Consider the following 12993-nt stretch of genomic DNA (forward strand, 5'->3'; position numbering starts at 1 on the left):
TTACCCATAAACTGGTCAAAATTTTGAACCGTAACCTAGCCAGAAGTTAAGGTAATTTCAAAGCTTTTAGCCAATCAGCTTCCGTCATCCCAAAAATAGAGCTAAATGATTTTTCTGGTTGGCATAGCAACCTTTTAGCCAATTGAAGTATGCAAATTTGCCTATGATCAAATGCTTCAAATGACTGAATTCTTGCTATAATTTTGTAGAGTAAGGCAAGACCAGTAAACTGGACAACTCGACTAAGGAAATCAGGAAATTCCTCTAGAACTTTGGGGAAACTACTAATGTAAGAGCTAGTGAGGGTGACAACTGAAGGTTGAACCGCTTCTAAAGGTATTATAGCTAGCTTAAGAGATTCCTCCAATTTAATAGCAGGATGAATAATTAAACTTTCCAGCCATAACAACAAATAACCAGCGATCGCTGTCCCTACATCAAAAGCTGGATCGCCCCAGCTACATTTATCCCAGTTAATAAGCTTAATAATCCTCTCATTAGACCTCTCAATTTTAGACAAAATTCCCTCACCTGACCGGGGAATTAAAATGTTATTTAACTCATACCCGTTATGAGTTAGGCAGTAGTGATTATGAGTAGCTACAAGCTCTGTAACTGTAGATTGTAAGTTTTCACAGTTGTGATAAAAAGACATAAATATATTGCCTTCTGGGGGATACTCTTGAGTTAAAATCTCTGGCTTAAGTCTACCTAATAAATGACTTGGATGAGGAAATTGATAGTAACATTTGCCATCAACTGCTTCCTCATTTAGGAAATCACAGCAATTCTGGCAATTTAAAGTTTCGCGATGTAAGTTTGCTAGAGTAATACCCATTAACTCTGCTATTGCTATAGGAAAGCTTTTGTTTTTTTTGTAATGACTTTCTAAATTAATGTAGTTATCTGATTGTTTGTAAATTAGAATAGAATTGATATCATCAAAATGAAGTATTTCTAATAACAAAGAATAAATTTGAGATAAATTTGGCAAAGATTGCAAAAATTTATGAAGCCGCCACTCACAATTAATTATGTTGGTTTTTTTATTATCGTAGTGATGAGAATCCTGCTTAACAAATAGTTGTTGACCACTGGGTAGATGGATCGTTAAAAAAATTAAATTATTGCTGCCTTGGCTACATTTAGGTTTAATATTAATTAATTCTATATCCTGTTCTTCGGAAAGACTAACCTCAAGTAAGTATTGAGATACATTGTTAGAGTTTAGCTTAGTTGTCATGATAAACCTACTTTTTCTGCTATTGAATATCAATAAGATTGTAAATAATATGTTAAGATTTTACCTCAATATTAGAATATTTAATCTCGTTGTCTTAGCAGAGATTAAGTAAAAACGATGAAGAAGTAAGGAACTTGCGGATTATTAATATACCAAACAAGTTTTGTCAGTTTTTGAGTAGAACTGATTTTACTGGTACTTTGTTCTTACGCAAGTCCCTAATACATTTTAAGACATTATGGCGGTTACCAACCTGGTGAGGTACGTTTTCAAATCTACTAACCTTGGTAAACAAAATTTGGGTGTACCTAAGTTGCTTAGGAAATGATATCAGCTAGCTATTACTCTGCTAGTGCTAGCGCTGTGCTTGGCATGCACAGCTAGCAACCACAGTAACCTGAACACCAGATGCGCGACCACCTTTGATATTATTAATTTCACTATCGACCAGTTCATCCATGTAACTTTCGTAATCGCCAAACAAGTCAGCACCAGCAGGTTTGATGTCATTAACTTTGATATTAGCCATTTTAGTTTAGTCTCCAATACAATTGTGTTAGTAATTAGGAATCAAATAGTTATGTTTGCTTCCTGATTACATCTTATTTAAAAAACTGAATATTCGTAGACATTTCAACAGAGTGAACAGACCATAAAAGTTACATATTTAGGTAAAAATAGTCGGCTATTTCTGGTAAAAATCTATTTTTTGTAGAGGATTGTAGAAGTAGATAAGCTTGACGAGAGACAAAATTAAAACAGTTATGTCCCTATAGATTTTGAACTAACCAAAAGCCACAAAAAATCAGCCCAAGAATCCTTTAAGACTGAACGATAAAAATTTAGGGCTATCTTATTGTCGCAGTAGCAGCAAACCCCATGCTATTCGCTACAATCTGTCGAAGTTAGGTGAGATGTGCTGCAAACTGCGCGATCGCTTTCCACAACCTCTACAAAGTTGGCATCCAAACTCTAGGCTGATCACATCTCTTTATGAGTTTGGTATACTCATATTGTACTTACAAAGCTGATTCCTAGTTATGAGGTAACATGACTACGCCGATATCATCTAATTCAGAAACGGTAGAAACCAAGCGACAGAACTTCAACATTACTCCAGAACAAGAAGCAAAACTCAACTGGCTACGTGATGCGATCGCAGCTCCTAATACCAAAGAAACAATCCTGCGTTCCATCGACCTAATGGTTACTCTCAAGCGCCACATGCGTCCAGGCACTCAACTGTTTCTCCATACCCCAGAAGGGCAAGTTCGCCTACTTATCCCAGAACTTGAATCTCCCCCAACAGGCAACGGGCTGTATCTGGTGGAACGCCCTCACCCCTGGCGGCGGCAACTTTACATCAAAGGGCGAAAACTACTTGCCTCGACTGTTTGGCAGGATATGATTGTTAACCAGATGTCAATAGAAGAGGCAGCAGATAATTGGAACCTCCCCCTTGCTGCGATCGACGAAGCTATTCACTATTGCGAAAGTCACCAAGAACTTTTAAAGCTTGAAGCAGAAGAGGAGCGTTATCGCCTCGAACAACAAGGAGTCTGCCTTGAGCCTAAAACTACTCATTGATGAAGACTCCCAGGCAAAACGTTTAGTTAATTTGTTACGGAGTGCAGGTCATAATGTAATAACAGTCAACGAAGCAGCTTTAATGAGCAAGCCTGACTCACTTGTACTTGACTATGCAAGAATTGAACAGCGTGTATTATTGACTCGCAACTGTGATGACTTCCAGACTTTGCACAAAGCAAACCCAAATCATCCCGGCATTTTAGCAGTCTACCAGCACCCTGACCCATCAAAAAGCATGAGCTACCTGAGTATCGTTAAGTCCATCGCCAACATCGAAGCATCGGACTATAGTTTAGCCAATCAGCTTATTCCCCTCAATCAATGGAACTACTAATAAATATCTTCTGAATTGGCATTGACATAAGGGCGTTGCAAGTCAATCCCCAAACTAGAAAATTGCTTAATGATAGCCTGCATCCTCCCCTCAATTGATTCATCTCCTTGATACCAAGCTTCCAGCAACCCATTCGCCACAATCTGACAGCGATTCATTCCAAAGCTTTCCTGAACACCAAACTTTTGATCTGGTTCTTCTGCCAACCCTAATCCTGGTGCAAGTTGCATGGTGAATAATGGGACTTCTGGCTGAAAATGGGATTGGTTTTCTGCATAGACGGCCTCAAGGACTTGCTGGACAACTTCATAGTTGCCTTTTTCAAAATACAGTACCCCTGAATCGTAACGCTTGTAGTCATCTGGGTTATACAGCACCTTAAAGTGGAAGAAAATCGAAATGGCATTCAGCCGCCGCGTCAGGCTACCCATAACCACCACTGCACCTTCAGGGCTGAAATTAAAGTATACCCGTACCAGATTTTCATGACTTTTAGATGCGACATTGCTAACTGCCATGTAAAAGCCATTTTGCACCAGATTCTTTGGCATCTGGATAGCGACAGAATCACCTACCACAGCTGCCACTTCAGTAGGTTGAAGATGCTTATTCCTTTCAATATGCAGTCTCAAACCGCCTTTACTTACTGCTAAACTACCATCAGTTTCTTCTTTCAAAACAGACCAACCAGGGTCAAAGTAGCCCTTTCCAAAATTACTTTCATGCAATCGCTTATAAAACCCCACATCTACCCCTAAAACAGTATTATTCTCCAAATCTAAGGGCAAATCATTTTCCTCCCCATCTAGTGCCAACGTACTTTGCATAGAACCGTTGTAATAAATACCGTAAAGAAAACTCCGCAATTGTAGACTCAGATATTTCTGTTGCATCTGGGTTGGCAACTTCTGAAAACGTTCAATTGCCTCAAATGGTAATTCCAAAGGTTTGTAATCTGGATGGTGGATGGAGAAATCAGATTTTATTTCAATTTTGCGAACAATATCTTGCAGAACATCCAGTAATTGCCCAGTTAAACCAGTCTCTAGCTGAGTTTGAGGAGAATTTAATAATTGCATAACTACGTTTAGTAATAATAAAATGATTTAAACAACAGAACTGCTCAGGTGAGTTAATTCAACAGCAGCAGCACCAAAAATTGTTGGCATCGATTGTACAGGACGGCTTAATAGCGTCTTAGCAACCTGAAGCATGGCAATCCCCATATTGCCAAAGGATTTTTGATATTGAATCATCGCCTGAATCTGTTGAATTAAAGCAAAACCGATAAATTGTACCACCCGCGACAAGAAATCAGGGCGGTGTTCTAGAATTTCTGGAAAAGTGTTGAAATAAGCTTGGGTTAATGTAGCAATTGAAGGCTGAAGCAGTTCTAAAGGTATTATTGCCAAGCGTAAAGACTCTTCAATACTCAAAGAATTACTGATAACCAAACTACTCAGCCAGATTTGTACATAGCTGGCAAGAAGTGTTCCCAAATCAAAAGCTGGATCTCCCCAAGTCGAGCGTTCCCAATCAATTAGTCGGACAATGTTATTACTGGAATCCTGCCAATCTTTGTACAACAGAATATTATTCAGTTTCAAATCATTGTGGGTTAGACAACAGGGAATTACAGCATTACCTAATTCAGCGATCGCCTGCCCCAAACTATCATAACGTTGATATAGAGCAAAAAACTTTAACCCATCGCTAGGAACTAGACCAAAAATTTCCGGTTCAACGCGTTCTAATCTCCGAACTAAATGTGATACTTGATCAGCCATTAGATTATCTGAATTTTTAGAAAAGAATTCCTGATATTCTTGGCGATTAAAAGTATCACAATGGATAGTCCCTAAGATAGTGCCAATTTCCCTAGATATTTCTGTAGGAAAGCTCTTTTCTTTAGTGTAGAAATCCATTAAATCTCGATAATCATCCAAATATCTGAAGACAAGAATGGAATTTTCAGCATCAAAATGCAGCACCTCTGGTAAAAATGAGCGGTAGTGGTTAATTTCTGGAAATTGCTGTAAAAATTCTTGAATTCGCCACTCACTTAAAAATTCACCAGCCGCTTTCCCTTCCTGATTGTATCGTTCTTGCTTCACAAGCAGCTTGCGATCGCCTGACCAACTCAGTAATAAATTAAAATTTTTAGCTGTAACTGGTTCTATCTTAATGGGAGGTTGTTCAGATTGATTACATAATCCTTTTTGAAGTAAATAATCGAAAACACTCTGTGAATTTAAGATAAATGTCATAGATATTAATCCATTAGTTGGAACTTTTAAAAATACCAGCTTCCTTCTCAATCCGATCTAAAGCCTTCTTAGCTCTAAAAATTAGTCGCAAATAATCTAACTGACTATTCCAAGCTGAACGAGGTAACAGGGTTGGTAGAGGCTCTACCTTACTTTGAGATTGGTCAATATGAGTAATAGTTGTATCTTGTAGAGGCATAAAATCACCTAACATATTATTTATCTGAATGCGATTTAGAACTAACTAAGGATGAAACTAACTCAAGTTCTTCTTCCCAACTTTCTGGCCATTGAATGCGATCGCTAGTAAAATGAAGTGGATCGTTTTCAGGCCAAGGGGCATTTATCGGTTCTTCAATTAGCCCAAACACACCATTATCAAAGGGGTTCCCCTCTGCCTGATGTTGGAGAACCACTCGCTCCCGAATACCATCTTTTTCCTGAGTCAGGGCGCGATGATGACAGTAAGGATTGTTACCTCTCTTATCAAAGAAAACGTGAGCAGTCCAACTGCAACCACCACGACAAAGTTCGGCAAATTCGCAAGACTTACAGAAACCCCACAAATGTTCTGTTCCTTTGGAAGTACCAGCACCCAAATTAAACCGCAGTTCCTCGGTTTCTTCAATAATTGTCCGCAGTGAATAGTCGCGGATGTTACCTCCAGTGTAGGCAGTGGTAGGCAGTGAGGGACAACCTTTAATAGCACCATCTGCTTCAATGCCTAAAGCAGACAATCCAGCACTACATCCCTGCCAAAATGACCAAGCATCTCCTCCGCGCAACAGTCGCTCATAGGGCCCGTAATAACCGATATTATTTCCCGGTTGTACCTGCACTCCTTCGCGCTTTGCCTGTTGAGCAACACGAGCAATCATCGGATATAAATCTAGTAATTCATAAGGTTGCAGCAGAATCTCACTATTATCTGCGGCATTTCCCATCGGTACAGTCAACTGAATTTGCCAAGCGAATACTCCGGCATCGCGGAGATGCTCATAAATACGAGGAAATTCTGGTGCAGAGAGACGATTGATTTGAGTATTGCAGCCGAAGGGTATACCTGCTGCCTTGAGATTGCTCATGGTCTTAAACGCCCATTGCCAAGAGCCTAATTTACCACGTAAGCGATCGTGAGTTGCTTCTAAACCATCAACCGATACAGAAACCACGCCAATACCAGCTTCCTTCATCCGTTGGGCTGTATCTAATGTGATACCATAACCCCCAGTGGTCATACCACACAACATCCCAGCTTTGTTAATTGCTTGGGCAATCTCTAGCCAGTCAGGACGGAGAAAAGCTTCACCACCAATTATGGTTACTTCTGTGATTCCAACTTCCGCCATTTGCTTGACCAAATCAAGGGCTTCTGCTGTAGAAAGTTCGTTCGCCCTTGTCTGACCAGCACGAGAACCGCAGTGTTGGCAGGCCAGATTACACTTAAGTGTAATTTCCCAAACTGCATAACTAATTCGGCGATAAGTCATGAAAATACCCTCAATTAATTTTTCTAGAAAGGCACAACAAATCCCCATCCGTCCTTAGAGATTTAATCTGTTTTCGGAGCAACAGAGGTTTCCTAAACTATGTCATTCGTCTGAACAACTCCATAGGGTGGTTGGAATTTGTTCTGCCCAGTTAATCCACCAAAAACGGCTGCCAGTTCTTTTTCACTTAAATCTTTGAGTTTACTTTCACCAGCACCAGACTCGAACAATTGAGCAGTATATTCTTCATACTCTTCTAGAGTGAAATAATAGCCAGCAGCTTTAACTATTTGGCTACATTCTTCCTTGCTATTAACGCCTTGAATTTGATTACGAAATGCTTCATCATCTGCTAGCTTTTCGTAGAAAACTTTGACATTTTCTAAGGACATAATATTCTCCTGAACTTGATTAATTAAATATATTTTTGACCGTTGTACATTCTTTTGTTATCTTTCATTTCGATTTTCCTTTGAATTTCTAAGGACGGACAGATACCCATCCGTCCTTAGAAATCTAATCTGTTATGGTAGCAACAGAGGTTCCCTAAAGTATGTCATCTACCCGAATAACTCCATACATGAGTTGATAGGGTGGCCAAACAGCCCCATATAATGGTTGGATTTGGGGCTTTCCAGTTAATCCACCAAAAACGGCTGCTAGTTCTTTTTCGCTTAAATCCTTGAGTTCACCTTCACCAGCGGCAGATTCCAACAATTGAGCGGTATATTCTTCATACTCTTCTAAAGTGAAATTGTAGCCAGCAGCTTTAACTATTTGACTACATTCTTCCTTACTACTAACGCCTTGAATTTGATTACGAAACCCTTCATCATTTGCTAGCTTTTCGTAAAAAGCTTTGACATTTTCTAGAGACATAATCTTCTGCTCCTGAACTTACTTAACAGTTGGTAATTTTGTTTGAATATTGAACCAGTTTATTGGATAATTTTTCTGGACTGTATTCAGGAAAATTATGCCAATATATCCACTGGAAAATATCCGAAAATAATTCCATAACCGCCATGAATGCCTTTCTCGTCTTCCTCAGCCAACTCTGACAGCGACTCTTGTGCATCTAAAAATTGGATTGAAATTACTTAATCAAATGTTTGTTAGAAAGTTATTTCGCTTAAGAAACCTAATCTGTAGTTGTGTTTAACCAACAATAGGTGTCGCTACTTTAATTGCTAGTTCAGAGGGATTGTAGTTATCTGTAATAACTTGCGGACAACGCATACAAGCTGCTTTACCTTCCTGCTGCCACCATCGACAATCTCGGCGGATGGAACAGGGGGGTAGTTCTTCTGCTACTACAGGTAACTTTTCGACAATTCGCGTTGCTAGACGACAATCTTGCCCATCAAAATGCTGACAAGCTTTAGTAGCGCAAGGCGCCGCCGTCCGAAAAATTTCGGCAGGTGTAATTGGACTAGCTTTTGCTATTAGTTCATCTGTGACGGGTTGAGGATGCTTGAGATAAGCTACATGGGGTTTTGTAACTGTCCCACCTATTACGCCAAAGACAACACTATCCACAGATTCGGGTCTAGCACTGGGACAGAGTGTAGTTTTATCACCAGCAAATTCTTTCATCAATTGAACCTCCAGTGAAGAGAATCTTTATGACAAAAGGCTTTCATCTGGATATGCTACGAGTCCTATTGTGGTAGGACATACTATGATTCCTGATATAAGAGGAGGTTTAATAATACTTATTCCGCCTACAACATTTTTCATTTCTTCATTAGACAAAACATCTTCTGAATCTAAAGCTTGGTTCCGTCGTGCTAATGCATTCTCTACAGCATCATTAATTAGATCGTCAATTTGAATTTGACCGTTATAGTTTCTTTCTTTGCTTTCCATGTTGATTTCCCTCTAAATTTGTGACTATTTTTAGGCTTAGTTACTGAGCAGTATGATTGCCTAATATCTATTGATTCTAGGGTATGTAAAAACTACTTAAATATTTTTGCTAAGTATTTATTAGACATTAATAAACCATTTATGTCACGAATATTGGACAAACAATTTTTAGTGCAAGTGTTGGTTGCTTATATCCAGATATCCCGCAATAAATAGTTGCAATAGAAAATCTAGATAATTAGTACAATAATTAAATTATTTAGCTGCCGAAAAGTTTTGCAGCTAACAAGCGATCGCCTCATCCACTTTTCAAACGGTCGTGAACCGCATCTAAGCCCAATTCATAAATTTATTCTCTAGTTGTTTATTTTGATAGAAATAAACAACTAGAAAATAGGCTATTAGACAGTGGTTTAGTGAGTGATATTAATTAATACCTAAAAAGACTAGGAAAAAAGTTATTCTTCCCCAGATGCAAAAATAGTTGCACCTGCTCCAATCAAAGCAACACCTATACCAACTGAACTTGTCAAAACCCCAGCAACTATTAATGTAGCCCCTACTATTCTTGTAAACCAACTACCTCCATTAATTTCTAACATTTCTTCGGCAGTAAGTTCACACAATAATAGTTCAGACTCAGAGGGATTAAGATCAGTAATTTGGATACGAGCCATTAGAGATATCCTCGATCAAAGTTGTTTGACTTGGGATTAAAGTTTTAATTTCCTTATCCCGTCACCATAATTTATTATTTCATCTACAATGTCAACCTTTTAATCACTACATATAGTGTCAAAAAAGATGCATTTATGGTTCTTTAGATGGACTTAGCTTAACTAAAGTCGTTCTGAAGTCTTCGACTTACCGCAGTTGTTCAATCAGATTTGCACCCATGATTTTTTATCCCCTCAACACTTGCAATTTTACCTGTTTTAGGCTGTGAAACAGCCCTGCCTTAAAAAGGGGGTGAAAGAGATATGAGCAAGCTTTTTAAAGGGGTTGCGGGGATCTCCGAACACTAAACATCACTAACCCAAGTGTATTGTCCTATATGCCTCAACACAGTTCAGATAAGCCCAAAACCCTGATGTAGAGAGGCGATTTATCGCGTCTTGAAAGACTAATTATCTGCACCAATAACCCTTAACTGAACCGTATTGCTATATACCCCTCCAGTTTTTCTGACTGGAGGAGCATTTATTGCTTAAGTACTCGTGTGCCGTCGCAGGTGTTACCCTTAAGCTAATAGGGCCACTTCCAGTCGCGAATTTCTGGCATATCGTCGCCGTACTTCTCAATGTAGTGCTTGTGTTCGATCAGACGATCTTGCATCTGCTGCTTGACATAAGCTGCCCTGTATCCTAATTTTGGCACGCGATCGATTACATCAATCACCAGATGGAAGCGATCAAGATCGTTGAGAACAACCATATCAAAGGGGGTGGTGGTAGTTCCCTCTTCCTTGTAGCCACGTACATGCAGCTGAGTGTGGTTAGTGTGGCGATAGGTTAGGCGATGAATCAGCCAAGGATAGCCATGAAAGGCAAAGATAATCGGTTTATCGGTGGTGAAAATCGTATCAAAATCTTTTGCGCTCAAACCGTGAGGATGTTCGCCTCTTGGCTGTAGTGTCATCAAATCGACTACGTTCACTACCCGCACCTTTAAGTCAGGGAAGTGCTGGCGTAAGATGTCAACGGCCGCCAAGGTTTCTAAAGTGGGAACATCGCCAGCACAACCCATCACTACATCTGGTTCGCCGTCTTGGTCATTGCTTGCCCATTCCCAAATACCGATGCCTTTGGTGCAGTGCTTAATAGCAGCATCCATATCAAGATATTGCAATGCTGGTTGCTTTCCGGCAACAATGACATTCACATAGTTGCGGCTTCTTAGACAGTGGTCAGTTACCGATAGCAGAGTGTTGGCATCGGGGGGCAAATACACGCGGACGATCTCTGCTTTTTTATTGATTACATGGTCGATAAAACCGGGGTCTTGGTGAGAGAAACCGTTGTGATCTTGCCGCCAAACGTGGGAGGTGAGTAGATAATTGAGAGAAGCTATTGGTCTACGCCAGGGAATGTCTAAGGTAGTTTTCAACCATTTAGCGTGTTGGTTGAACATCGAGTCAATGATGTGGATAAAAGCCTCGTAGCAAGAGAAGAACCCGTGCCGCCCTGTGAGGAGGTAGCCTTCTAACCATCCTTGACAACAAGTTTCGCTGAGAATTTCCATCACCCGACCATTGTAGGCAAGGTGGTCATCTTCGGGGAGGATCTGGCCTACCCAAGTCTTATCTGTGACTTCTAACACAGGGTCTAAGCGATTCGATGCCGTTTCGTCGGGGCCGACGATGCGGAAGTTACGGCTTTCCTGGTTAAGCTGCATGATCTCCCGGAGGAATTTTCCGGCAACTTTGGTAGCTTCAGCGATCGCTTTACCTGGTTCAGGAACATCTACGGCATAATCTTGAAAGTCGGGCATTTTCAAATCGCACAGCAAAATACCGCCGTTGGCGTGGGGATTGTCACCCATGCGTCGCTGACCCTTGGGAGCTAATTCTGCTAGTTCGGGCATCAGCTTCCCGTTGCTGTCAAAGAGTTCTTCTGGTTTGTAACTCTTCATCCAATCTTCTAGAAGTTTTAGGTGTTCTGGCTGTTTGGCGATGTTGGTCAAGGGAACTTGGTGCGATCGCCAAGAACCCTCGGTTTTTTTACCATCTACTTCCTTGGGGCCTGTCCAACCTTTAGGGGTTCTCATGACAATCATCGGCCACTGGGGACGTTCGGTAAAACCATGTACGCGGGCTTCTCTTTGGATGCTTTGAATTTGGGCGATCGCTGTATCTAGAGTCGCCGCCATTTGCTGGTGGACATCTGCGGGATCTTCCCCTTCAACAAAGTATGGCTTGTAGCCGTAGCCCACAAATAAGTTTTCTAATTCCTCATGGCTGATCCGTGCCAGTACTGTTGGATTGGCAATTTTATACCCGTTCAGATGCAGGATCGGAAGTACAGCACCATCATGCACGGGGTCAAGAAACTTGTTGGAATGCCAGCTAGTTGCTAAAGGGCCTGTTTCAGCTTCGCCATCACCGACAACAGCAGCAACGATCAAGTCAGGGTTATCAAAGGCAGCACCGTAAGCGTGGACGAGGGCATAACCTAGTTCCCCGCCTTCGTGAATTGAACCGGGGGTTTCCGGTGCAACGTGGCTGGGAATACCACCGGGGAAAGAGAATTGTTTGAAGAGTTTCTGGATTCCCTCAGCATCCTGGGAGATGTTGTGATAATACTCAGTGTAAGTGCCTTCTAGGTAGGTGTTAGCTACCAGTCCAGGTCCTCCATGACCAGGGCCGGCAATATAAATTGTGTTTAGGTCATATTTTTTGATGACCCGATTCAGGTGAACATAGATAAAGTTCAGCCCTGGCGTTGTTCCCCAGTGACCTAATAGCCTGGGTTTGACGTGTTCCAGCTTTAGCGGTTCTTTGAGCAGCGCATTGTCGAGTAGATATATTTGCCCAACCGAAAGATAGTTAGCTGCACGCCAGTAAGCGTTTATCTTCCGTAATTCTTCATCTGTTAAAGGCTTTATTTGTGGAGTCATTGCTAATGTCATTATCGACACTCCATTCCAAAAGGATTTTGACGGATTCATCAGTCTGCAATTTTACTTGTTTTCATGATGATGGCCATCTAACCTATGATGAATTTTCTCAGCCTTTGTGATTAAATTTTTTTGCTCTGGGCAACGGTAAATCAATAGTTTTGAGCATTACTTTGACAAAACTTTACAACGTGTCCCATCTTGCAGATATCTGATACTGTTGGCGAAACATTACTTAACATAAAAACGCCGATTTTACCGTGTATTACATGGGAAGGGTAATTCTACCTTCCCATGTAATACACGGAAAGAAAAAAATTAAGTTAGCTGCCTCAATAATCAATAAACTAGAAGAAATACCTGTGGAGGCAGTATATGTGCTTACATCCTGAAGAAATTCCTCCTATTCCCGATGAAACGGTACGTGTAGCCAAGGCCGCATTTCCAAAAGGTAATTTATATATGCGCTTGCGTGATGAACTTGGGGTCTTTTATCAAGATGAAGACTTCGCTGCACTTTATCCGCAACGCGGTCAGCCAGCGCAAGCACCTTGGCGGTTGGCGATGATACTGGTGATGCAGTAT

The 12993-nt window shown here is 40.8% G+C and carries 14 protein-coding genes and 1 pseudogene; 3 read left to right on the forward strand and 12 right to left on the reverse strand.

Annotated features, from left to right (window positions below; genetic code table 11):
* Positions 1–46: 46 nt before the first annotated feature.
* Positions 47–1243 carry a phosphotransferase gene (locus F8S12_RS14395; RefSeq protein ID WP_196516940.1) on the reverse strand — a complete coding sequence of 399 codons (1197 nt, stop codon included), beginning with the start codon at positions 1241–1243 and terminating at the stop codon, positions 47–49.
* A 355-nt stretch (positions 1244–1598) separates the two neighbouring features.
* Positions 1599–1772, reverse strand: a complete 174-nt coding sequence (locus F8S12_RS14400; RefSeq protein ID WP_196516941.1) for a hypothetical protein — start codon at positions 1770–1772, stop codon at positions 1599–1601.
* A gap of 521 nt (positions 1773–2293) precedes the next feature.
* On the opposite strand from F8S12_RS14400, the gene F8S12_RS40600 reads away from it, so the two are divergent.
* Together F8S12_RS40600 and F8S12_RS14410 are read left to right on the forward strand one after the other, a co-directional pair.
* Positions 2294–2830, forward strand: a complete 537-nt coding sequence (locus F8S12_RS40600) for a hypothetical protein (RefSeq protein WP_230968016.1) — start codon at positions 2294–2296, stop codon at positions 2828–2830.
* Entirely contained in the window at positions 2808–3167 is a 360-nt protein-coding gene (locus F8S12_RS14410) for a DUF5615 family PIN-like protein (protein WP_196516942.1), read from the forward strand. The genes F8S12_RS40600 and F8S12_RS14410 overlap by 23 nt, the downstream gene beginning before the upstream one ends.
* On the opposite strand, the gene F8S12_RS14415 is transcribed toward F8S12_RS14410, so the two are convergent.
* The 10 genes from F8S12_RS14415 to F8S12_RS14460 all read right to left on the reverse strand — a co-directional run bounded on the left by F8S12_RS14415 (position 3164) and on the right by F8S12_RS14460 (position 12420).
* Positions 3164–4246 carry a T3SS effector HopA1 family protein gene (locus tag F8S12_RS14415; RefSeq protein ID WP_196516943.1) on the reverse strand — a complete coding sequence of 361 codons (1083 nt, stop codon included), beginning with the start codon at positions 4244–4246 and terminating at the stop codon, positions 3164–3166. The genes F8S12_RS14410 and F8S12_RS14415 overlap by 4 nt on opposite strands.
* Positions 4247–4273: 27 nt before the next feature.
* Positions 4274–5434 carry a phosphotransferase family protein gene (locus F8S12_RS14420; protein ID WP_196516944.1) on the reverse strand — a complete coding sequence of 387 codons (1161 nt, stop codon included), beginning with the start codon at positions 5432–5434 and terminating at the stop codon, positions 4274–4276.
* 13 nt (positions 5435–5447) lie between these two features.
* On the reverse strand, positions 5448–5633 hold the full coding sequence (locus F8S12_RS14425) for a hypothetical protein (RefSeq protein ID WP_230968017.1): 186 nt from the start codon (positions 5631–5633) through the stop codon (positions 5448–5450).
* A 16-nt stretch (positions 5634–5649) separates the two neighbouring features.
* Positions 5650–6924, reverse strand: coding sequence for a nif11-class peptide radical SAM maturase 3 (locus F8S12_RS14430; protein WP_196516946.1), 1275 nt, complete (start codon positions 6922–6924; stop codon positions 5650–5652).
* Positions 6925–7016: 92 nt separating this feature from the next.
* On the reverse strand, positions 7017–7316 hold the full coding sequence (locus tag F8S12_RS14435; protein ID WP_196516947.1) for a Nif11-like leader peptide family natural product precursor: 300 nt from the start codon (positions 7314–7316) through the stop codon (positions 7017–7019).
* A gap of 154 nt (positions 7317–7470) precedes the next feature.
* Positions 7471–7803 (reverse strand): Nif11-like leader peptide family natural product precursor, encoded by a 333-nt coding sequence (locus tag F8S12_RS14440; RefSeq protein ID WP_196516948.1) that lies wholly within the window; start codon positions 7801–7803, stop codon positions 7471–7473.
* 279 nt (positions 7804–8082) lie between these two features.
* Positions 8083–8520 carry a nitrogen fixation protein gene (locus tag F8S12_RS14445; RefSeq protein WP_196516949.1) on the reverse strand — a complete coding sequence of 146 codons (438 nt, stop codon included), beginning with the start codon at positions 8518–8520 and terminating at the stop codon, positions 8083–8085.
* A gap of 27 nt (positions 8521–8547) precedes the next feature.
* Positions 8548–8793 carry a hypothetical protein gene (locus F8S12_RS14450; RefSeq protein ID WP_196516950.1) on the reverse strand — a complete coding sequence of 82 codons (246 nt, stop codon included), beginning with the start codon at positions 8791–8793 and terminating at the stop codon, positions 8548–8550.
* 458 nt (positions 8794–9251) lie between these two features.
* Positions 9252–9470, reverse strand: coding sequence for a hypothetical protein (locus F8S12_RS14455; protein WP_196516951.1), 219 nt, complete (start codon positions 9468–9470; stop codon positions 9252–9254).
* 568 nt (positions 9471–10038) lie between these two features.
* Entirely contained in the window at positions 10039–12420 is a 2382-nt protein-coding gene (locus tag F8S12_RS14460; protein WP_196516952.1) for a phosphoketolase family protein, read from the reverse strand.
* Between the two features lie 363 nt (positions 12421–12783).
* Between F8S12_RS14460 and F8S12_RS14465 the strand changes: the two are divergent.
* A pseudogene (locus F8S12_RS14465) lies at positions 12784–12993 on the forward strand (IS5/IS1182 family transposase); the annotation flags it as partial.

It is taken from the genome of Nostoc sp. WHI (assembly GCF_015714725.1).
In the GTDB taxonomy this organism is placed as follows: domain Bacteria; phylum Cyanobacteriota; class Cyanobacteriia; order Cyanobacteriales; family Nostocaceae; genus Nostoc.